This window comes from Rossellomorea sp. RS05, from assembly GCF_039822645.1.
GTDB classification, from domain to species: Bacteria; Bacillota; Bacilli; order Bacillales; family Bacillaceae_B; genus Rossellomorea; species Rossellomorea marisflavi_B.
The window spans coordinates 190,740-212,135 of record NZ_JBDKWY010000004.1; the positions used below are offsets into that span (position 1 = coordinate 190,740).

Consider the following 21,396-nt stretch of genomic DNA (forward strand, 5'->3'; position numbering starts at 1 on the left):
AATGTAAAAAGGAAGTAGCCTATGAAAATTCATTCCAAGTATAGAAGAGTCATTACGGCATTTGTAACGGCTCTATGTATGTCGATTTTTATTTCATTCATGCTGGTGTCCATCAATTTCGGATATGACAGTCATTTTATTCTGACGTGGTTAAGAATGTGGTCTGAAGCATTTGCGTGCGCGTTCTTCGGAGCGTACTTCTTTCCGAAGTTCATTCAGTTCTTGATCAGTAAGATCCACTTTTTTGAGAATACCATCGATTGATAGCCGGTCCCGTTTTCTTTTAGGGATCGGTTTATTAAAATTATCTACATTGGGAAAGGAGGCTCCTATGCCTTCCTTGATTTGGAGCAAAACAAAGAAGCGCCTCATGAATCTGATCTGTGAACCGCTGCAAACCAGGATCGACTTCCACGTAATTTCATACCGAAAGGCGCACGATCAAATGGGGCGTGCGGTCATGACGGTGGATAAAGAGGAAGTGTTCAGCATGTGTTCGATTACGTCTATGCGAGAAGAGTACTACCGGGAAGAAGAAATCCGAGGGAAGCGGAACGAGGATGAAAGGGATGTGAAGACCAACCTGGAAATCCAGGCAATTGCCCATGAGCAGTTGTTGGATGAAGGGATTTACGCGCGATATGACTTTTTCTCGGTGGTGGATGACTATATCCAATCCCCGATCAGCGAGCTTTTGAAGTCGGAGGATGTATTAGTTAAAGCACTAACTATACTGGACCGCCGGGTGGGGAAAAGGACGCTCTGCAGATGGAAGGACTTCATCCAAGAAGAGCACCCACTGGTTCAACGGCTATATATGTTACGCTGTGAAGTGGAAAACATCCAGATCAAACATTCCGGTGAGACAGAACTTCCTTACTAAAGGACGTTCTTTTTTTATGGAGAAAAAAGGGTCGTAAGATTATCCTTGTGCCTCCATGCAAACCATCGTATAATAATTCTAACTATAACCGTCACGTGACAGTTTGGAGGGAGTTCCCTTGGGGTCGAAAAGCTGAAATATACGTTGTGGGCCGTTGTTGCTCATGGATTAATCGGAAAAAGTGTTCATCATGATCGGCTCCAGGGGAAAAGCAGTACGTCCTGCTTCACCCTCCATGGACCGGACATGATGATGCGCTGACAGACATCATTTTGTGGAGGTGAATCCCTCATCAGGGGGATGAATTGGACATATATATCCTATCGAATATCGTGTTGTTACTTGTATTGCTTGGATTGACGGCGTTCTTCGTGGGAGCGGAGTTCGCGGTGGTGAAGATCCGTTCGTCGAGGATCGACCAGCTGATTGCCGAGGGGAATAAGAAGGCGGTCATCGCGAAGAAGGTCGTGCAGGACCTCGATTATTATCTCTCAGCGTGTCAGCTCGGGATCACGGTGACGGCACTCGGCCTCGGGGCATTCTCGAAGCCGTTCGTCAAAGAACTGATGGGGCCGGTATTCAACTGGCTCAGCGTATCGGACGGAGTCGCATCCGTCATTTCATACGGGATTTCCCTCGCTGTCGTCACGTATCTGCACGTGGTGATCGGGGAGATGGCACCGAAGACACTGGCCATCGAGTTCTCGGAGAAGGCGACCATGCTTCTCGCTTCGCCGCTCTACTGGTTCGGGAAGGTGATGTATCCGTTCATCCAAGTGCTGAACGGCACGTCCCGATTGTTCCTGAAGATGTTCGGGGTGCCGGCAGCGAATCACGAGCAGGTGTACTCAGAGGAAGAATTGAAGATCATCATGGCCCAAAGTTTCCAGGGCGGTGAGATCGACCAGACCGAGTTGAAGTATATGGAGAACGTGTTCTCCTTCGATGAACGGGTAGCCAAGGACATTATGGTGCCGAGGACCGACCTTGTCACGATCGACCAGAACATGGAGCCGGCTGACATCATCGCCCTCATGGATGAGCACAACTACACGCGCTATCCCGTCGTGGAAAACGGCGATAAAGATAAGATCCTTGGAATCGTGAATGCGAAAAAACTGCTCAACCATATCGTGACCGGGCGGGAGATCGTCCTTGAAGACTTCATCCGCGACGTGCCCCATGTGGTGGAAGTCACGCGGATCAAGGAGATCTTCAAGCGGATGCAGAAGGACCGCGTCCACATGACCGTGGTCATGGATGAATACGGCGGAACCGCCGGGATCCTGACGATGGAGGACGTCCTGGAAGAACTCGTTGGGGAGATCCGCGATGAATTCGATGCCGACGAAGTTGCCGATATCCGCAAGAGCGGGGAGGAAGACTACCTCATCAGCGGCCGCGTGCTCCTCGATGAGCTCGAAGATCGCTTCGGCCTGACATTCGAAGACCGGGATGATATCGATACGATTGCCGGCTGGATCCAGTCCCAGAGCTTCGACGGGCTGGAGGAAGGGCAGCGCATCACCCAGGGCACTCACGCCTGGACGGTGACCGAGCTCGATAACTATCAAATCAAGCAAATCCTGTTTCAACCGGATAAAGGGGAAAGGGAAGATGACTCCCAGCCCCTCATGAATTCACTGGAGGTGAACCCCTCAGGAAGGGGGAGCTAATTGGACGGTATGATTACACTTAATCTATTTTTGATCGTCGTATTCATCTTATTGACGGCATTCTTCGTAGGGGCGGAATTCGCCATCCTGAAAGTGAGGATGTCGAGGATCGACCAGCTTATAGCCGAAGGCAACAAGAAAGCCAAAATCGCCAAGAAGGTCGTGGAAGGACTGGATTACTACCTGTCCGCGTGCCAGCTCGGGATCACGATCACGGCCCTCGTACTCGGGGCTTTGGGTGAGCCGACGGTCCAGAAGATCCTCGAGCCCGTGTTCATTGAACTGAACGTTCCGGCCACCATGATCACCGTGCTCTCGTACGCCATCGCGCTATCAGTCGTGTCACTGCTTCACGTCGTGATCGGCGAGCTCGCACCGAAGACCCTCGCGATCCAGTACGCCGAGAAGATGACGCTCCTCCTGGCACCGCCGCTCTACTGGTTCGGCAAAGTCACGAGTCCGTTCATCACCGTATTGAACGGATCGGCCCGGCTGCTCCTGAAGACATTCGGCGTCCGGCCGTCGGGGCATGACACGGCCCACTCCGAGGAAGAGCTCAAGCTCATCGTCGCCCAGAGCTATGAAGGCGGCGCGATCAACCGGACGGAGCTCGACTACCTGAAGAACATCTTCGCATTTGACGAGCGCGAGCTGAAGGACATCATGATCCCGGCAAGCCGCATGATCACCCTCGAGAGGCATCAGTCCCTCGACAGCATGATCACCGTCATCGACCGCTACGAATACACGCGCTACCCGGTCCACGACCGCACCAAAGGCGACGCCGGCCAGTTCATCGGCTTCATCAACACGAAGGAAATGATGACCGCCATCGCCGCCGGACGAAAAGGGGATATCAAGGACTACATTCACGATATCCCTCGCTTCAAACAGACCGCATCGATCAAGGAAGTATTCCTCAAGATGCAGCAATCCCGCACCCACATGGCCGTCGTCACAGATGCCACCGGCAAGCCGGTCGGCCTTGTGACCATGGAGGATATCTTGACAGAGATTGTTGGAGAAATCCGTGATGAGCTGGATGGGGTTGTGGGGACGTAATAGGATCGTTTTTTGAATAAGGGAAACCCCCATCTTCGCTTCGAGGATGGGGGTTTTTCGTTGTATTCATGATGAAACGGTTTTCCTCTCGCTCTTCGGAAAGATAGTGTAGGAGAGGGAGGTGACACCGTCAATGATCAGAACAAGGCTCCAGATCCTGCTAAAGTTATTTGCCGACGCGTTATCAAATGGGAGCAGAGCCTGCTTACCACCAAACCATTCTGAGAAGAAATGGCTCAATCCGTTGATTTGGTCAAATTCAGTGGATAATCCGAATAGGAAGAAGAGGATGCCATGGATTACACCGAAGATCAGTAAGTGAATCGAAAAATGCTTCATCTCCTGGATGGCCTTTGCTTTGCCATGTAGTCCAATAGGTCCTGACAAATCCGGAATGGGCTCTCCTTTCCATTTCGCTACTTTCTTTTGAATGAAAACATCCAATCGCTTGAAATCGGTCTTCCCGTAAGTGAGTGCATAAACAATGATGACGAGGATGACGACTTGGTAGCTGGTGAAGTTCCCGGTTCTCAAGTAATCCATGAAGCCCATCGTGGCAATCCATAGGTCGTTTACGATGAACAATGTGAAAAATACAATGCTCAATGTTTTCATATTGAACCAATAACGTACAACCAGGAAGCTCAGAATCGAGATCCAGAAAAAGACTTCAGCAGCAATCAAGAATGCCCATTTATGTTCCAAAATAAAATCCATGGTTTTCCCTCCCGTTAATTAGGTAACATATCGAGCCATTTCATATCAGCTTCCAAATGCAGGATCTTCCCGTCGATCAGGTATAAGATGGTTTCGTTCTCTGGTGTGATGTCTATTTTCCTTCTAAGCAACTGGAGCTCCAATATGTTACGAATGATTGACTCTTTTTGCTCTTTGACCATGCGTTCGAGATTGTGGAAGTCGACTTGCTTGGCGCATAATAGCTTGAAATAGAAGTCATCCTTCAACAATGGCTTTTCTACCGGTTCAAGCAGCCAATGGTCAATCTCGTTACGTCCTTTTTCAGTTAGATGGTAGATACGTAAATCAGTGTTTTCTTCAGTTATTTCATCAACAAAGCCATCCCTCACGAGCCGATCGATCGTTGTATAGATCTGTCCCGCATTGATTTCCCATTGATTATAGACCATGGACTCAAACGAGACCTTTAAATCGTACCGGTGTCGTGAGGACTGAGATAATAGGATTAAGATGGCATGTTTAACGGACATAGTGATTCCTCATTCCTAGGATATTACTCTTGTTTCAGTGCTTGATTGATGTTGTGTTTCACCGCTTGTCTTGCAGGAACTAATGAGGCGAATGCGCTGACGATGATTCCCATGATGATGCTGAGTAAGAGCGTGGATTCAGGTATGGTGAACCCGATCAATTCGTCTGATGTGGTGACCGCATTCAGGAAAATCGTGAAGATGCCCATTGCAATCCCGATCAACACCCCACTGATTCCGATAATAAGCGCTTCATAAAAGATGGTTTTGTAAACTTGGAAACTAGTAAAGGCGACAGCTCTCATGATGGCCACTTCCCTCAGCCGCTCCATCACATTCATGACGAGGGTATTGATGATTCCGATACCGGATACGACGATGGCGATGAAGAGAAGTCCATTAAATAATGACTTTACCCCCGGGAGAGCACGTTCTTGCTTGTTGACTTCCTCATCGACTGTCTGTACCTCAGAGAAATCAAAGGGATAGGACGTGACTAGAGAATTCTTGATCGAATCTTCTTTGTAGCCGTCTTCCAATGTCAGTAAGGCTTTATAGGAGAGTACTCCAGGAAAAAGCTCATCAAATGGATCTCCACTCATAAATGCGGTATAACCCCCATACTGATTGGTTGTCACCTTACCCAGCACTTCAAGTTCATGCTCCTGATTGTCAATGACAATCGTAATATTCTCTCCTGGAGAACCTCCCCACTCCCGGTATGCAAAGTCGCCTAAGAGGATGCCTCCTTGTTTCAATCGATCCTTCCATTTATCGGATTCAGTATCAATCGAGTGGAAGAGAGGGTGCTCGGCATTCCATTCCACGTCGGTACGGATGATGGAGAATTGACGGGTTTGCTGTTCTGTTACCCATGTGACATTCCTTTCTTTATACAGGTGAACATCCTTTACGCCATTGGTTGATGCCATCCTGCCTGCATCCTGCTCGCTTAATGAGTGTTCAGATGTGACTTGCATATCCCCACCAAAGGATTGGGTAACACTTTTATCAATGTTCTTTTCAAGTGAGGTGAAGGTCGAAGAAACGAATAAGCCCAAACAAATGGCTAAAGCCAGAATAAGGGACATATTAGAAGACCGATTCAGAGCTCGTAATACATTGTTGGCGGCAATCTTTCCTTCAAAGCCCAATAATGATGATCTCAAAACCAATGTTGTGATCCCTTTAACCATAAGGGGGAAGAAGAGAACGGAGCCTAACAACAAAGAGCCAATCGATAAGACATTGTTGACGAAGATCAGCAAGAGGGATAAGAGAATGAGGATACCCCCTGCCACACTTCTCCATTTGCTCATGTTGGTATTCGTCGCTGGGACCTTCTTCAGTGTCTTGATAATATCAATCTTGCTCGCCTGCGTCACAGGTATGAGAGAGGCCACAACTGGTATGGCTACTCCTAAAACGATAGATGCGGCAAGTGCCCACTGATAGTCCATTGAGAAGTCAATATTGGATTGGAAGGAACTGAATAGGCCGCTTTGCAAGACACTCCCTAAACCAAAGCCGATCGGCACACCGATTATCAAACCAATGACGGATAAAATCAATACTTCGAATAGGAAGAGTTTCTTGATCTGGAAGGGAGTGTACCCGATTGTTTTCATGACCGCGATTTCGTTTTTTCTCTCGACAATCGACACAAATATCGTATTGTACAGGATAAAGGCACTGATGAACATGGCCAAGCCACCTATGACATAAAGCATGAAGTAGAGATCTTCCAATTGATTGGATTGCTTTTCGTCCAGAACGATTTTTTGAAGATAAACCCCGTCGTAGGGCTGCAGAGCTGTATGAAGGTCCTTCACGACAGGATCCATTGCATACTGATCATTTAGATGCATTCTTACTTCTTGTATTTGCTGATCAAGGCCATACCATTGCTGAAGGGTGGATAATGGGACAATTCCCCTCCAATTCCTGTTGGTTGCATCATCCCAGTCGTTCGGACCTTCCAACAAAGGGGTATCCTTCACAATCGCAGCCACCTTGATCTCCTTCATTCCATCAGGAACACGGAATGTGACCTCGTCTCCGACTTTCATTCCAAGGATTTCTGCCGATGTGGCAGGGAGGATCAAGCCCTCTTCATGAATGTCACCTGAAACGGCATCTAATGAGAGTAACTCATTATCCAACGTTGATAAGCCAGTCAGTCTCATGCGTTTCTGATCCAATGAGTGCTCAGGGGAATCCATTTCGATATAACTTTGCTTATGAATCAATCCAGTTGCGCTGGACACCTGTTCATTCTTCAATACCAGGTCTAAAACCTCTTCCTGAAAGGCATCACGTTCGCTTAAAATCGAATAGTCAGCATTTCCATTGTATAGTTCAAGCCTCTGCATGGTAACCTGTTTCGCGGTCTGAACCGTACTGATAACGGCAAACATGGAAGAGATTCCGAGAACGATGGCCAATATCGTCAAGAAAGAACGTAGTTTCTTACGAGTTAAGTTTCGCCAAGAGGTTTGCCATAACATCCTGATTTGCTCCTTCCGTTTGACGAATATCTGATTCAATTACACCGTCTTTCAGCAAGATGATTCGATCTGCATAGCTTGCCGCATAGACGTCATGAGTCACCATGATGATGGTAAGCTGATTTTTTTGGTGAAGGGAAGAGAGCAGTCGCAACACTTCTGTTCCCGTCCTACGATCAAGGTTCCCCGTAGGTTCGTCGGCTAATATCAGGTTAGGGTTCATACTCAACGCCCGGGCAATGGCCACACGTTGCTGTTGCCCCCCGCTTAATTGGGAAGGATAGTTTTTCTCCTTTCCTTCCAAGCTCACTGATCTGAGCAAATCATTCACCTGTTTTTTTATCTCCTGTTTATCCATTTTGCCAGAATACATGGGAAACGACACATTCTCTTCTACCGTCAAATTCGGGAGGAGCTGATAGTTCTGAAAGATGAATCCCACATGTTCCCTGCGGAATAGTGTTCTTTGAGTTTCATTAAGACTGTGGATATTCTTTCCATTGACGGTGATTTCACCTGCTTCAGGTGTGTCAAGACCACCCAATAGATTTAAGAAGGTACTCTTTCCGGAGCCGGAAGGACCCATAACGGCAATGAATTCGCCTTTATCAGCTTGCATATCTATTTTGTTCAGAATGGTAAAAGCCGTATCTCCAATGGTATACCTTTTTTCAAGTCCCTTTACGGATATCATGATTAGCCTCCTAAAGAATGTTCATTGTATACTGAGTATATACTTAAATATATACTGAGTATACCCAAAAGTATATACTCAGTATGCAAAAAACGTAAAATAGATCCTTGTATCTATTTTACGTTTTTTTGTTTTCTAAGGATTTGTAAGGTTTGATGTCGTAGTGAATGTCGTGCTCCGTACAGAGGGAGAGGATACTCGTTCCCATAGTGAACGAGTTTAATTTATATCCTTCCAGGGGTCGATTAATGAGGGGAAAGGAAGGGGTCACATAGCCGTGTATTTGCTTGGGGTCGGATTGTAGTCCTGTACCCCTGGCCTTCAGTAACGCTTCCTTTTGTGTCCAAAGATGGATAAGTGATGTCGAGCGTTCACCGGTTACGATTGGGAGTGCTTCCTTTTCGCTTTGAGAGATAAACATCTCCATGGCGTCCTCCAATGACGGTCCTGACATGCTTTCGATATCCACTCCGATTTCTTGAGACGCTGTGATGGCGATGCAACATGCCTCTTCATGATGACTTAGGTTGAATTGAAGTTGGTGGGTATTTTGAGAAGGAGCTATGTATGGTTTCCCATTGGCGTTGTATGTGAAAATGATGGATTCAGGAGCCAAGTCCATGTAATAACTCAGCACGTTCCGGAGTGCACTGCGACACGTCATATAGTGTCTTTTGGATTGTAGGTCAATGAATCGTTCAGCACGAACCATTTCTTCCCGGCTCAAGACATCTCCGCTCGTATCCCTCGAGATAGTCAAATCAATCATCCAAATGTGCACATGCTTTTGCGATAAAGTGTAATGCGATCTTGTCATCCACTTTCCACCTCCTGTTACTTATTAAAATACTCGGTTTAAGAACCATTTCCAATAGGTAGAAGGAATGTTTGCGTTATTTACTGATGTGAGGAATCTGGTACCCATGTAATATTCAGGGGGAATAAAGTAACTGGGAGAGAGGATAGATATGAGTTCGGATATGCATTTGTTTGTCAATTTGTTGGTTGTATTGATTCTGATCATTTTAGCAGCAAGGATAGTAGGAAAGCTTTGCCTGATGATCGGTCAACCCAGGGTTCTGGGGGAAATGATTGCAGGGGTCCTGTTGGGACCAACACTATTTGGAGCCATCGCACCGGATGCATTTGCTTCACTCTTTACAGCGGAGATTAAAACCATCTTGTATATGCTGAGCAACCTTGGCCTCGCTCTGTATATGTTCTTGGTGGGCGCCGAAGTAAACTTCAAGGGGTACGACAAGAAGTTCTTTACTAGTGCGGGCTCCCTGGCGGTATCTGCATTTTTTGTACCTTTACTCACAGGGATTTGCCTTTCCTTCGCTTTCATCACGTACTTTGAACCGCAAGGGAACGCACTGTACTTCTCATTGTTTGTCGGAATTGCATTCTCCATGACGGCATTCCCTATGCTGGCGAGGATCCTGCAAGAACGGAACATATTGAATACCAAGATTGGTGCAACGACACTGCTTTCTGCAAGCATTATTGATGTCTTAGGCTGGCTTGCCCTGGCAATCCTGATTGCACTGGTCGAAACCAGCTCAGTGACGGGTGGCATCATGACGATCATCTATACAACCATCTTCACACTCATCTTATTCCTGGTTGTGAAACCCTTACTCAAGAAGATGGGGGACAAGGTTGAACAGACTGGCCTTCTGACACAAGCGAATATGGCGTTGGTTCTGGTTCTTGTCTTGGTCGCTGCTGCACTCACTGACTTTATCGGCGTGTATTCAGTGTTTGGAGGATTTATGCTTGGTTTGGTTATGCCTAAGGGCAAGAAGTTCCAAGAACAGCTTAAAACACGCTTGGAACATTTTGTTATTGTGTTCTTGGTCCCGATTTTCTTTGCTTACTCAGGAATCAACACGCATTTCAATGGTTTAACCATGACCATTTTTCTCCTGTTCGTTCTTATATTGGTGCTTGCTGTAACAAGTAAATATTTCAGTAGCATGTTCGTAATGAAGCGCATGGGGTATTCCTGGCGAGATGCATCTGCTGTAGGTTCACTGATGAATGCGCGGGGTCTGATGGAATTGATTGTGCTGAATGTAGGACTTGCTTACGGATTGATCAGTCAGAATCTATTTACCATCCTTGTATGGATGGCGATCATCACCACTGCGTTGGCCATGCCTTTATATAAAGCTTCTTACTCAATGAATCTAGGTAAACGACGGGTCTTCCCGCTTATCAAATATAACAAAGTGAAGGAGAGATAATTTATGAACAAATCAATCTATGATGTAGTGATTATTGGAGGGGGACCTGGCGGAGTACAGACGGCCATCACCTACTATGAACTATGCAAGGAACAAAACATCACTCCGAATATCGCCATTCTCGAAGCGTCAGATAAAGCAGGTCATTCCTTTACGAAGTTCCCTGTACACGGAAAGCTAATCAGTAATAATAAGCTATATACGGGAAAAGCCCCGGAGAGTCGCTTCTCTGAGCGCTTTGATTGGAACAGTCTTATTACGAAAGAGAAGAAAATCTTGATGAGGAACTACAGCCGTCACTTTTATCCTGAGAGGGAAGCCGTCGTCAATATGTTGAACGACTTGGTTGAAGCGTATGAACTTCCTGTTCATACCAATACCAAATGGACGGGCACCAGTAAGACGGAAGATGGACTATTTGAGGTGAACACGAGCAAAGGCGTCTTCGTGACCAGATATGTTGTGGTAGCCACTGGATTGGAACCCGTAACACCGGATATACCAGGGATTGATCTCGTGACGAAGTATGAGGATATGCACGCAAAAGAATATTATCGTGACAAGAGGGTGCTGATCTTAGGGAAAGGTAATAGCGGGACGGAATGCGCTCAGGACATCCTGAATGAAGCCAATGTCATTATGCTTGCAAGCCCATCGTCAGCTAGGCTTGCGTTCAAGACACATTACGTAGGAAACATTAGGGCAGTCAACTCGATCATTGCTGAGAATTATCAGTTAAAGCATCAATCTGCCCTGCTGGACTGTCACATCCGTAACATTGAAAAGGTGGAAGACGGGTTTGATGTGACGGTTGAGTATATTCACGCAAATGGAGAGGTCGAGACACTATTCTTCAATGAAGTGGTGGCAGCAACCGGGTTTAAGTCAAGCCTTCAATCCTTAGTGAAGGATTTTGACATCAATTGGCTACACAATAAGTTTCCGTCCATTAGTGGTACATTTGAATCGACGGAAGTAGAGGGGCTTTATTTCGCAGGGGCTCAGACACATGGGTTGGACTATCGAACCACGACCACAAGCGGGTTCATTCATGGATTCAGATACAATTCGAAGATTCTTGCCCATCATTTGGCTGAGAAGACCGGTGCCATCGACTCAAGGTCGAAAGCGTTGACCATGCCAGTGGAGGACTATGTATTGGAAGAACTCAATGAGTCGCCAGATTTATGGTTGCAGCCAGGCTATGTGGGGCAATTGTTGAAGCTTCAGGATAATAACTGGATTTCACTGGGATACCGTACGAAGAATGAATTCGTCGAGATGAAGGATGAGTCGCTCCTCTTCCTGACCATGGAGTATGGAGACATTCATCAATTCCAGGAATCTTTCAGTATCCCGAGGGAACCGGGAGATCCTGATAAGAGCGTGCATATCCATCCCGTAATCAGAGTCAAGGGTGACCGAGGAATTCACGCATTTAACTTAGAAGAACATCTCGAGTCACGCTTTAGCAGAGACGTGTACCTACCAGAGATCAAGAAGATCATCATGACCGTGGAAGCAAAGCAACCAGTATAAAAAGAAAAAGCCGGGCTTCCGGCTTTTTTATTTTGATTGCGCCTCGTATGGAAACGACTGAAAGAAAACGGGTCCGTCCACTGTGAGAGAAGAGCGACGGGAAAAGTTGCGGAAAATACGGATGTAGGAAAAATGCGCTATTTGTAAAATGTAAACAGAAATCATAAAAGAAGGGGTCTTCTTATGAAAAAAAGAGTCGTGGTTACCGGGATGGGAATCATCTCCCCATCAGGTCTGACAATCCAAACGTTTTGGGAGAATATATCAAATGGGCAGAGTGGGATTGATTATATTAAGTCGTTTGATACCACTGATTACCAAACACGGATTGGCGGAGAGGTAAAAGGATTCAACCCGGACGATCATTTTTCTTCAAAGGAACAAAGCAGGATGGATACCTTTACCCAGTATGCAATGGCCGCAGCCAGACAGGCCATTGATCAGGCATCCCTTTCACTTAGGGAATTGGATCCGTTTCGAGTGGGTGTCTTGGTCGGTTCAGGGATGGGCGGCACAAAAATGATCCTGGAAAACTATCAGAAGATCATGTTGAAAGGTCCAAGAAGAATCAGCCCATATCTGGCCTCGGGAATGTTGATCAATGCCCCGGCTAATGAAATATCTCTTTTATTGGGGGCACGGGGGAAGAGTGGTGCCTTTGTGACAGCATGTGCGGCAAGTGCCAACGCCATCGGTGAAGCCATGAGGAGCATCCAGTACGGTGAAGCGGATATCATCGTGGCGGGAGGAGCAGAGGGGGCAGTGACCCCTCTTGATTTAGCGTCCTTTTCCCGAATCAAAGCTCTTTCCACACATAATGAAGAACCCCATAGAGCGAGCCGTCCCTTTGATAAGCAAAGAGATGGTTTTGTCATTGCCGCTGGTGGGGGCATGGTTGTACTGGAGTCATTGGATTCCGCTTTGGAAAGGGGGGTACCGATCCTTGCAGAGCTTACAGGATACGGTGCCACGACGGATGCCTACCATATTACCGCGCCTGATCCCGAGGCTCGAGGTGCCCGAAGAGCAATCATGAATGCCTTGGCGGATGCAGAATTAAGCCCAGCAGCTATTGACTATATCAATGCCCATGGAACCAGTACGAAGTTAAATGACTATACCGAAACAATTGCCATTAAGCAGGTGTTTGGGCCTGAATCGGTGGATGTACCGGTGAGTTCCATCAAATCGATGACTGGACATATGCTGGGCGGAGCCGGGGCGGCGGAACTGATATCCAGTGTATTGACCATACAGAACGAACTGATTCCGCCTACCATCAATTATGAAGAAGCGGATGAGGGGATGGACTTGAACTATGTTCCCCATAAAGCACAAAAACGAAAAGTGGAGCATGTGCTGAGTAATTCATTCGGCTTCGGAGGACATAATGCGTGTCTGGTCATAAAAAAGTGGCGGCAGAGAGGAGAATAACATGAAGAACATGATACATGGAATAAGTGGTCCATCCGATATCTTCCCGGACCATGACCTGCTTATCCATCAGTTAATCGAGAAACAAGTGAAGAAAACACCAGATAACCCGGCTGTCCTTTCTGATTCTCTTTCACTCACTTACAGGGAGTTGAATGAAAGAGCCAATCAAATCGCTCACGTTCTGATAGAAAAAGGGTTGAAGCGTGAAGATCCGGTCGCGATTTGTTTAGAGAGATCAGTAGAATTAGTGACCGTATTGCTTGGCGTACTGAAGGCAGGAGGAGCCTATGTTCCGATTGATCCTTCCCTGCCGTCCCGTCGGATTCTGGAGCTCCTTGAGGAAGTCGATGCACCGGTGATCATTAGTTCATACGAGCAGTCCATCATTCTTTCGGCAGCACAAGCGAATACCCCGTTATTCATTGAGGATGCTTTTTGGAATAACCGGGGGAAGGAAGACCTTTCTAATCATTTCGGGGACGGGTTAATGTACATCATTTATACGTCGGGATCCACGGGCAAACCCAAAGGGGTCATGAATACTCATCTCGCATTGAATAATCGTTTGCAATGGATGCAAAAACACTTTCAACTGACGGAGAATGATCGGATCCTGCAGAAAACCCCATACAGCTTTGATGTTTCAGTATGGGAGTTCTTTTGGCCGCTCATGACGGGGGCAGCATTGGTTGTCGCTGAACCGGAGGGACATAAAGATCCAGACTATCTGGCGAGGACAATCGTGAAGTATGGGATCACCACGGTGCACTTTGTACCATCTATGCTCCAGTTGTTCCTGGAAGGGGTATCTCCACAATTCAGTACCCCTCTGAAAAGGGTGATTTGCAGTGGGGAAGCGTTGAAAAAACCGACTGAGAAACTGTTTTTCTCTTTATATGGTCAGACTGAACTTTATAACTTATATGGACCTACCGAGGCAGCCATCGATGTGACGTGGTGGAAATGTACCGTTGATCCATCCAGTTCACAGGTTCCTATCGGTTTTCCGATCAGCAACACACAATTATTCATCATGGATGCGGATGGCCATCCTGTTCGGGATGGAGAAGAGGGAGAACTGTATATCGGAGGAGCTGGCCTTGCTAAGGGGTATTACCATAGGCCGGACATCACGAAGGAACGATTCATTGAACACCCATTCTGTCATGGCCAAAAATTGTACAGGACCGGGGATCTGTGTAAACGCAGGTCAGACGGGGCGATTGAATACATAGGGAGAAACGATTTTCAGGTGAAGATCAGGGGGATGAGAATCGAGCTTGGGGAAATCGAAAGCATCATCGAAAGACAGTCCGGTATCAAGCATAGTATCGTGACGGCTTATGAAGAACGGGATCAAGCCTACTTGACGGCTTATGTAACGCTAACGGATTTTGCGAATTGGAATGACGTTCGTTTAAGGGAAGCGTTAAGGGAATACTTGCCCGATTACAAGATTCCGTCCTTTTTTGTCACGATGGACGAATTCCCCTTATCCGCCAACGGGAAGATTGACCGAAAGCAGTTGCCTTCGCCTTTTCAAATGATTAAGTCACCAGTGTCTGGAACACTGACCCCGATCGAAGCCGACCTTAAGAATATATGGGAGTCTTATTTGGGTCATACCATCACCGATACCGACACTCATTTCTTGCATATGGGCGGAAACTCGCTGTTCGCAGCCAGATTATCAAGGAAGCTGAAAGAGACCTATTCTATTCCAGTCGACCTTCAAACCATTTTCATGTATCCGACCATCCAGCAGCAGGCGGCCTATTTCGAAGGCAGGAAGCAACTGCCTGTGATGAAAGAGGTTGAGCCGAAAGGAAATCGAAGCCTGGGAGAAACGATGTCATACGCTCAAAAAAGGCTGTGGTTCATCAATGAACTGGAAGGTGACAGTCATCTGTACAATCTGCCTGGTTATGTAGAGGTGCATGGAAAGATAGACACTGAGCAGATAAGAGAAAGGCTGGATGCGCTTCTATCCAGTCAGGAGGGATTGAAGAGCAATTTCATTTCCAGGCAAGGGGAACCTCTTTGTGTAATAGACCAGGAGAAAAAGAGTGAATTGCACTTTGCGGATTTGTCCGGGGAACCCGAAGCCGAATCAATCTGCCTGGAGAAGATGAAGGCTGACGCCATGATTGCATTCAATCTTTCCCGAGACAATCTCTATCGATTCCACCTATATAAGCTTAGCGAAGAACATTATTATTTTTATTACAACTTCCACCATATTGTCTTTGATGGATGGTCTGAGACGGTATTTTTACATGCTGTATTCGCTCCCCATGAGGAAGGTCTACAGTCCGATTATCAGGATTATGTCAATCGGCAAGCACTGGCAGTGGATAGCGAAGAAATGCAAGCCGATGTGGACTACTGGAGGGCGAAGCTTGAAGGAGACACCCCTCAAATTAAATTATTCAAAACTCAGAAGGAACTGAAGGTACCATCGAATGAAGGAGAGACCACCACATTCCCGATTCCGACTGAACTCCTGAAAGAGTTGGAAAAAATGTGCTCAGCGAACAGTGCCACCCTCTATATGGGGATGCTTGCCCTGTACAAATTGCTTATTTATCGCTTATCACACGAGAAGGATATCGCCGTTGGCACTCCTATTGCCGGAAGGAATGACGAGCGCGATCAGGGAACAATCGGGTTATTTGTGAATACGGTAGTAATCCGGGACCTGTTGGATGAAAAGATGACGTTCCTGGACGTGCTTTCTGAAGTAAAGGCCACGACATTAGAGGCAATTGCACGTGGCGACGTACCCTTTGAGAAGGTTGTCGAAGCCGTACAGCCTAATAGGACACTGACGCAACATCCTTTATTCCAGTATATGTTTGCGTTTCAAAATTTCCCGGAATTCACCCATTCGGCTGATGATGTAACCATCAGTGCACCTACCTTGCTTTCGAATGGTACGTCAAAGTTCGATTTAACGCTCTTCCTAGAGAATGAAGGGGAGGGAATGATCGGAAAATGGGAATACCGTACGGACGTTTTCAATCAGGAGCATATGGACGACCTTACATCCATGTTCCTTGAATTATTAAGGTCTGCGGTCTCCTGTCCTGCCACGCCACTTACGGAATTATCCCTGCTGTCAGAGGATGTGGAGAAGCATATCATCCACGGGCTGAATGATACAGAAAACGTATTTCCTGATGTACTATTACATGAGTTATTCGAAGAGCAGGTAGTACGCACACCTGGCCAAAGGGCTGTGGTCTATGAAGGAATGGAGATGACCTACCGAGAGCTGGATGAAAGGGCCAATCAGCTTGCCCGTTTGCTCGTAAGGAAGGGAGTGTCGCCTGACACCCCTGTAGGCATTGTCATGAACCGCTCTGTGGAAATGGTCATTGGTATATTGGGGATTCTAAAAGCGGGAGGGGCCTACCTGCCGATCGATGTAGACATACCAAAGAATCGGATGACGGATATTCTGTTGAGTGCGAAGGCCACCATTTGTCTGACCAATGTAGGCTCATTGACCCTTCAATCCGATTCCATCGAAATCCTAAACTACGAGAATGAGTCCGCGCATATCAAAAGCCTTGAGAAGACAAAGCCAAGTGTGTCCATGAAGCCGACCAACCTGGTTTCCGTCTATTACACCTCAGGATCGACCGGTGCCCCCAAAGGGGTAAGCAGTACCCACCAGGGATGGGTGAACCGGGTATGCTGGATGCAGAACAAGCACCACATGCAGGAAGGCGAGGTGGCACTGCAAAAAACGACTCTTACGTTCGATGATGCGGCGATCGAGTTTTTCTGGCCGCTTATGGTGGGAGGCACCATTGCCCTCATTCCCCCAGGGATGCATAAAGATCCTGTCAGTATTCTCGACTATGCGATGACATACGAAGTCTCCCTTCTGCAATTCGTTCCAAGTATGCTACAGATGGTCGTGGAGGAAATGACAGAGGAGAAAAAAGCGAAGCTGTCCCGATTAAGGGTGGTTGTATCAAGCGGTGAAGCATTGAAATCAGAGCTTGTGGAGGCATTCTATCAAAAAATGCCTGGGGATTTATTTAATACGTGGGGGGCAACAGAGGTCTCCATTGATTCTACTTGTTTCGATTGTAAGTCGTATTATCAGAGTGCAGGCGAGCCCGTCAGTGAAATTGTATCGGTTGGCAGACCAATCGATAACAATCGAATCTACGTACTCGATTCACATTTGAATCCTGTTCCGTTTGCCGTCCCGGGTGATCTGTATATTAGCGGAATTGGCCTGGCCAGGGGGTACTTGAACAATCCTGAGAAAACAAAGACCTCATTCGTGGATGATCCGTTTCATGCAGGCGAAAAGATGTATCGGACCGGTGACAGGGGGTACCTCACAAAACAAGGCGACATCATGTTTTTAGGACGAGAGGATAACCAGGTTAAGATACGGGGTATGCGGGTTGAATTAGGCGAGATCGAAAGTAAGATCCGGGCTGTCGAAGGTGTGAAGGATGCAGTGGTGCTGGTGGTGAAGAATGATGAAAAGACTGGACTGGCAGCCTATTTCACGAGTGACGCACAGGAAGATATCCGACTCGTCATCAAGCAATCTATTCAATTGGAATTACCTGATTATATGGTGCCTGGATTCTTTGTCCAACTAACTGAATTTCCGTTGAATGCCAATGGGAAAGTCGCACGAAATCAGCTTCCAGAAGCAACAGAAGCACATCTTGTTCTCAATTCCACCTATGCAGAGCCTAGGTCCCGGCAAGAAGAACGGGTGCTTGAGGTGTGGAAAGAAAAACTGAAAGTGAGTCAAATAGGCATACATGACAATTTCTTTGAGCTTGGTGGTCATTCGTTGCTTGCCGTTCAGATCATGTCCAGTGTGAATAAGCTGTTTTCGACATCGGTACCTCTAAAGCAATTGTTTGAGAAACCGACTGTCTCAGGTCTTACCGAGGCACTGGTTCAATCGGATTCTGCCACCTACAACTACGAACGGTTGACAGCCAAAGTTGGTGATCAGGAAGGAATCCCATTGTCGGATGCACAGAAGAGAATATGGTTTTTAGAGCATTTACATCCGGGCACCAGTTATCATATGCCCCTCGTTTTATCATTTGACGGTCATACCGACGCCATGAAACTTGAGGCCTCCATTAACATGTTGATGAAACGGCATGACGCTCTGAAGACGGTCTTTCACAACAAGAATGGATCGCCTGTCCAACAGGTGAATCACGAAATGTCAGTAGAATTGAACATCATCGAGAGCAACGATGAAATCCAAGAGATCATCCAATCGGAATGCAAAGAGCCATTTGATCTTTCCAGAGGTCCACTAGTAAAAGGAACAGTAGTGAATGAGAAGGGTAAAAGCACCCTGATCCTCGTTTTTCACCATATCATTTGTGATGGGTGGTCCCTAAACGTCATCAAGGAGGAATTGTTGACGTTATATGCGGGAGGGGTCCTCACTGACGATGCGGAGGTCGTTCAATATCCGAGCTATACCCTCTGGCAGAAAGAGTACGAAGATTCCCCAGAGAATCAGGCACAAATGGCCTTTTGGAAAAACGAACTGTCAGGACATGTACCCGTTTTGCAACTACCGACTGATCACATAGAAAATGAAGGGACGAATCATACGATCCACATGACACTTGAGGGTAAGTTATCGGACGAAATTAAGACATTCAGCAAAAGCAGGAAGCTGACTCCTTTCATGGTGTTTTACAGTGCTTATGCGGCTCTGCTCTCCCGGATGGCTGGTCAAAGCGACATAATCGTCGGGACTCCCGTCGTCAATCGGAATCTTCAGGAGCTGGAAAAGTCGGTCGGGATCTATTTGAACACACTTCCACTAAGGACGAGTGTGGATGAGGACCATACTTCTTCTGATTTTTTCCTGCAAAGCAAAGAAACGATCCTAAACGCGTTTACCCATGGCGATCGTCCATTTGAGAAGATCGTGGAGGAAGTGCAGCCTGAACGGAATTTGAATCGGAATCCCCTTTTCGATGTGCTCATCAATTATCGGAGCTTTGAAGAACAGAAAACGTATGTCATCAACGGGGTCGAAGTGAAGGAAGTGGAAGTGGATGAAATCCAATCAAAATTCTTCATGACCCTTTATATAGAAGAAACTGGAGATGGATTCCATTTAAGTCTCTCGTATCGAAATGATCTATTCAGTAAAGCAAGAATGGACGCTTTTCTCCTCCAATTGAAGAGATGGGTGGAATCCTCCATCCAGAATCCCGATCAAAGGGTGGCGGAGATTTCGTTGGTGACAGGGGATCAACACCTACCGGATCTTTCTGCTGACCTACAAGGACAATCTTATCCTCGTGTTACATCGTTAATCGAGAGGAGAGCGAAGGAAGCTCCGGACAGTACGGCAATAGAGGAAAAGGGGATCCATTATACGTACGGGCAGTTGGTTGAATCAGTCAATCATCTTGCCAATACTCTGTCATCAGTCGGACTTTCTCAAGGGGATGTAGTTGCCGTCTATGGGAAGAAAAGTTATCGAACACTTGTCGGCATCCTAGGGGTGTTAAAGGCAGGGTCCATCTTCATGACAATCGATGAGAATATCCCGGAAGAAAGAGCAGGTAGCATGCTGGAAGAAGCCGGTGCTTCTCTGATCCTCTCGACCATGCCGGTCCACAGCACAAGAGCGTTCGGACAGTCCGAAGTCAGAGTGGTGGATATGGATGACCTGCTACGTGAATCGTCTGAAAACATTCTGAATGAATCGGGAGTGAGCCGGGAGCAGAATGAAGAAGCTTATATCTATTTCACTTCGGGAACGACAGGGAAACCAAAAGCAATCGTCGGAACTCACGATGGGTTGAGTCACTTCCTCCATTGGCAAAGGGAAGAATTCAACATCCAACCAGAGGACCGCTTCGCTCATTTGACCAATGTCACCTTCGATGTTTATTTGAGGGATGCCTTCCTGCCTTTAATCAGCGGAGCTGCTTTGTGTATACCAAGGGACGGAGAGAGTAGTATGGACTTCCTTTATAAGGAAGGGATCACAAGATGCCATGCCGTTCCTTCCCTATCGACACAGTGGTTGAAGGAATCACCACAAGCTCGGCTCCCTTCTCTGAAAAGTATCTTCTTTGCTGGAGAGCCTTTATCACAGAATCTCGTCTCACAGTGGAAGGCAAGGAGCGGTGCGGATATCGTCTGCCTGTATGGGCAAACCGAAACCACTCTTGCAAAAGGGTTCCAGAGAGAGAAAGAGATGGTGGACCAATATGAGCACCTTCCGATCGGAAATGTCCTGCCGGATACCCAGCTCTATATCCTGAATAAAGCCCAAACACTATGCGGGATTGGGGAGCTAGGGGAAATCGTGGTAAGGACTCCTTATCGGACAAAAGGATATCTCAATCTTCCTGAAAATGGGTTCAAGCAGAACGCATTCAGCGATGATCCCCACGATGCCGTGTACTTTACGGGGGATCTGGGGCGGTATCTGCCTAACGGTATGATCCAAATCGATGGCAGGGATGACGATCAAATCAAAATTCGGGGTGTTCGAGCCAACAAGAATGAAATCATAGCGGCAATCAAGAACCTCACGGGAGTGAATGACTGTTACGTCCTGGACGACAAAATCAGCGGAGAGACGACTATCACCGCTTACGTAGATGTCGAAAATGAAAAAGTCGTCCCGTCAATCAGACAGGAATTAATCCATGTTCTTCCGATGGCGATGATTCCAAGTCAATTCATACCTGTTCCACACATGCCCGTCACGGCCAGCGGCAAAGTGGACCGGCGGAAATTGAGAGAGTACAAGCCCTTGAAAAGGGAAGGGTCAATCCCGATGGCGTCACCTACTGAAGCCATTCTTCTGGAGATCTGGAAGGGACTTATTGAAAGGGACGACATTCATAACACCGATAACTTCTTCGAACTTGGAGGGCACTCGCTTCTTATTATTCGTATGGCGGCAGCCATCCAGGATCGTCTAGGGCGGGAGCTCCAGCTGAAGGATGTATTCCAGTATCCTACCGTGCATTCGCTCGCAGCCTATTTAGATACACAAGGGAAGATAACAGGACCCCTTACCATCAAAAAAATCAAAAGAACTAAGCACCTGGTGAAGGAATAAAAGGATGTGTCAA

General features: G+C 46.9%; 13 protein-coding genes. 8 read left to right on the top strand and 5 right to left on the bottom strand.

From position 1 onward, the window contains the following. Positions 1-21: 21 nt before the first annotated feature. The 4 genes from ABJ225_RS12990 (at position 22) to ABJ225_RS13005 (ending at position 3,621) form a co-directional block, all read left to right on the top strand. Positions 22-264 (top strand): DUF2798 domain-containing protein, encoded by a 243-nt coding sequence (locus tag ABJ225_RS12990; protein WP_079514948.1) that lies wholly within the window; start codon positions 22-24, stop codon positions 262-264. Between the two features lie 67 nt (positions 265-331). Then, entirely contained in the window at positions 332-883 is a 552-nt protein-coding gene (locus ABJ225_RS12995) for an SF0329 family protein (protein WP_079514949.1), read from the top strand. A 305-nt stretch (positions 884-1,188) separates the two neighbouring features. Further along, the gene (locus ABJ225_RS13000; RefSeq protein ID WP_079514950.1) at positions 1,189-2,559 is read left to right on the top strand and encodes a hemolysin family protein; all 1,371 of its coding nucleotides are present in this window, start codon (positions 1,189-1,191) and stop codon (positions 2,557-2,559) included. Further along, entirely contained in the window at positions 2,560-3,621 is a 1,062-nt protein-coding gene (locus ABJ225_RS13005) for a hemolysin family protein (protein ID WP_079514951.1), read from the top strand. A gap of 66 nt (positions 3,622-3,687) precedes the next feature. Here the strand turns inward: ABJ225_RS13005 and ABJ225_RS13010 are convergent, their stop codons facing one another. The 5 genes from ABJ225_RS13010 to ABJ225_RS13030 all read right to left on the bottom strand — a co-directional run bounded on the left by ABJ225_RS13010 (position 3,688) and on the right by ABJ225_RS13030 (position 8,868). Further along, the gene (locus tag ABJ225_RS13010) at positions 3,688-4,338 is read right to left on the bottom strand and encodes a hypothetical protein (protein WP_142126877.1); all 651 of its coding nucleotides are present in this window, start codon (positions 4,336-4,338) and stop codon (positions 3,688-3,690) included. A gap of 14 nt (positions 4,339-4,352) precedes the next feature. Further along, positions 4,353-4,850, bottom strand: coding sequence for a PadR family transcriptional regulator (locus ABJ225_RS13015; RefSeq protein ID WP_053428500.1), 498 nt, complete (start codon positions 4,848-4,850; stop codon positions 4,353-4,355). A gap of 23 nt (positions 4,851-4,873) precedes the next feature. After that, a complete protein-coding gene (locus ABJ225_RS13020; protein WP_347320634.1) occupies positions 4,874-7,357 on the bottom strand; it encodes an ABC transporter permease in 2,484 nt (827 codons plus the stop codon). Further along, on the bottom strand, positions 7,320-8,051 hold the full coding sequence (locus ABJ225_RS13025) for an ABC transporter ATP-binding protein (RefSeq protein ID WP_347320636.1): 732 nt from the start codon (positions 8,049-8,051) through the stop codon (positions 7,320-7,322). The genes ABJ225_RS13020 and ABJ225_RS13025 overlap by 38 nt, the downstream gene beginning before the upstream one ends. Positions 8,052-8,169: 118 nt before the next feature. After that, the gene (locus ABJ225_RS13030) at positions 8,170-8,868 is read right to left on the bottom strand and encodes a 4'-phosphopantetheinyl transferase family protein (protein ID WP_347320638.1); all 699 of its coding nucleotides are present in this window, start codon (positions 8,866-8,868) and stop codon (positions 8,170-8,172) included. 163 nt (positions 8,869-9,031) lie between these two features. On the opposite strand from ABJ225_RS13030, the gene ABJ225_RS13035 reads away from it, so the two are divergent. The 4 genes from ABJ225_RS13035 (at position 9,032) to ABJ225_RS13050 (ending at position 21,383) form a co-directional block, all read left to right on the top strand. Beyond that, positions 9,032-10,300, top strand: a complete 1,269-nt coding sequence (locus ABJ225_RS13035) for a cation:proton antiporter (protein ID WP_347320640.1) — start codon at positions 9,032-9,034, stop codon at positions 10,298-10,300. Between the two features lie 3 nt (positions 10,301-10,303). Continuing rightward, positions 10,304-11,839: an NAD(P)-binding domain-containing protein gene (locus ABJ225_RS13040; RefSeq protein ID WP_347320642.1), complete on the top strand. Its 1,536-nt coding sequence runs from the start codon at positions 10,304-10,306 to the stop codon at positions 11,837-11,839. A 183-nt stretch (positions 11,840-12,022) separates the two neighbouring features. After that, positions 12,023-13,273, top strand: coding sequence for a beta-ketoacyl-ACP synthase II (gene fabF, locus ABJ225_RS13045; protein ID WP_347320644.1), 1,251 nt, complete (start codon positions 12,023-12,025; stop codon positions 13,271-13,273). A 1-nt stretch (position 13,274) separates the two neighbouring features. Beyond that, positions 13,275-21,383 carry a non-ribosomal peptide synthetase gene (locus ABJ225_RS13050; RefSeq protein ID WP_347320646.1) on the top strand — a complete coding sequence of 2,703 codons (8,109 nt, stop codon included), beginning with the start codon at positions 13,275-13,277 and terminating at the stop codon, positions 21,381-21,383. The last annotated feature ends 13 nt before the right edge of the window (positions 21,384-21,396 follow it).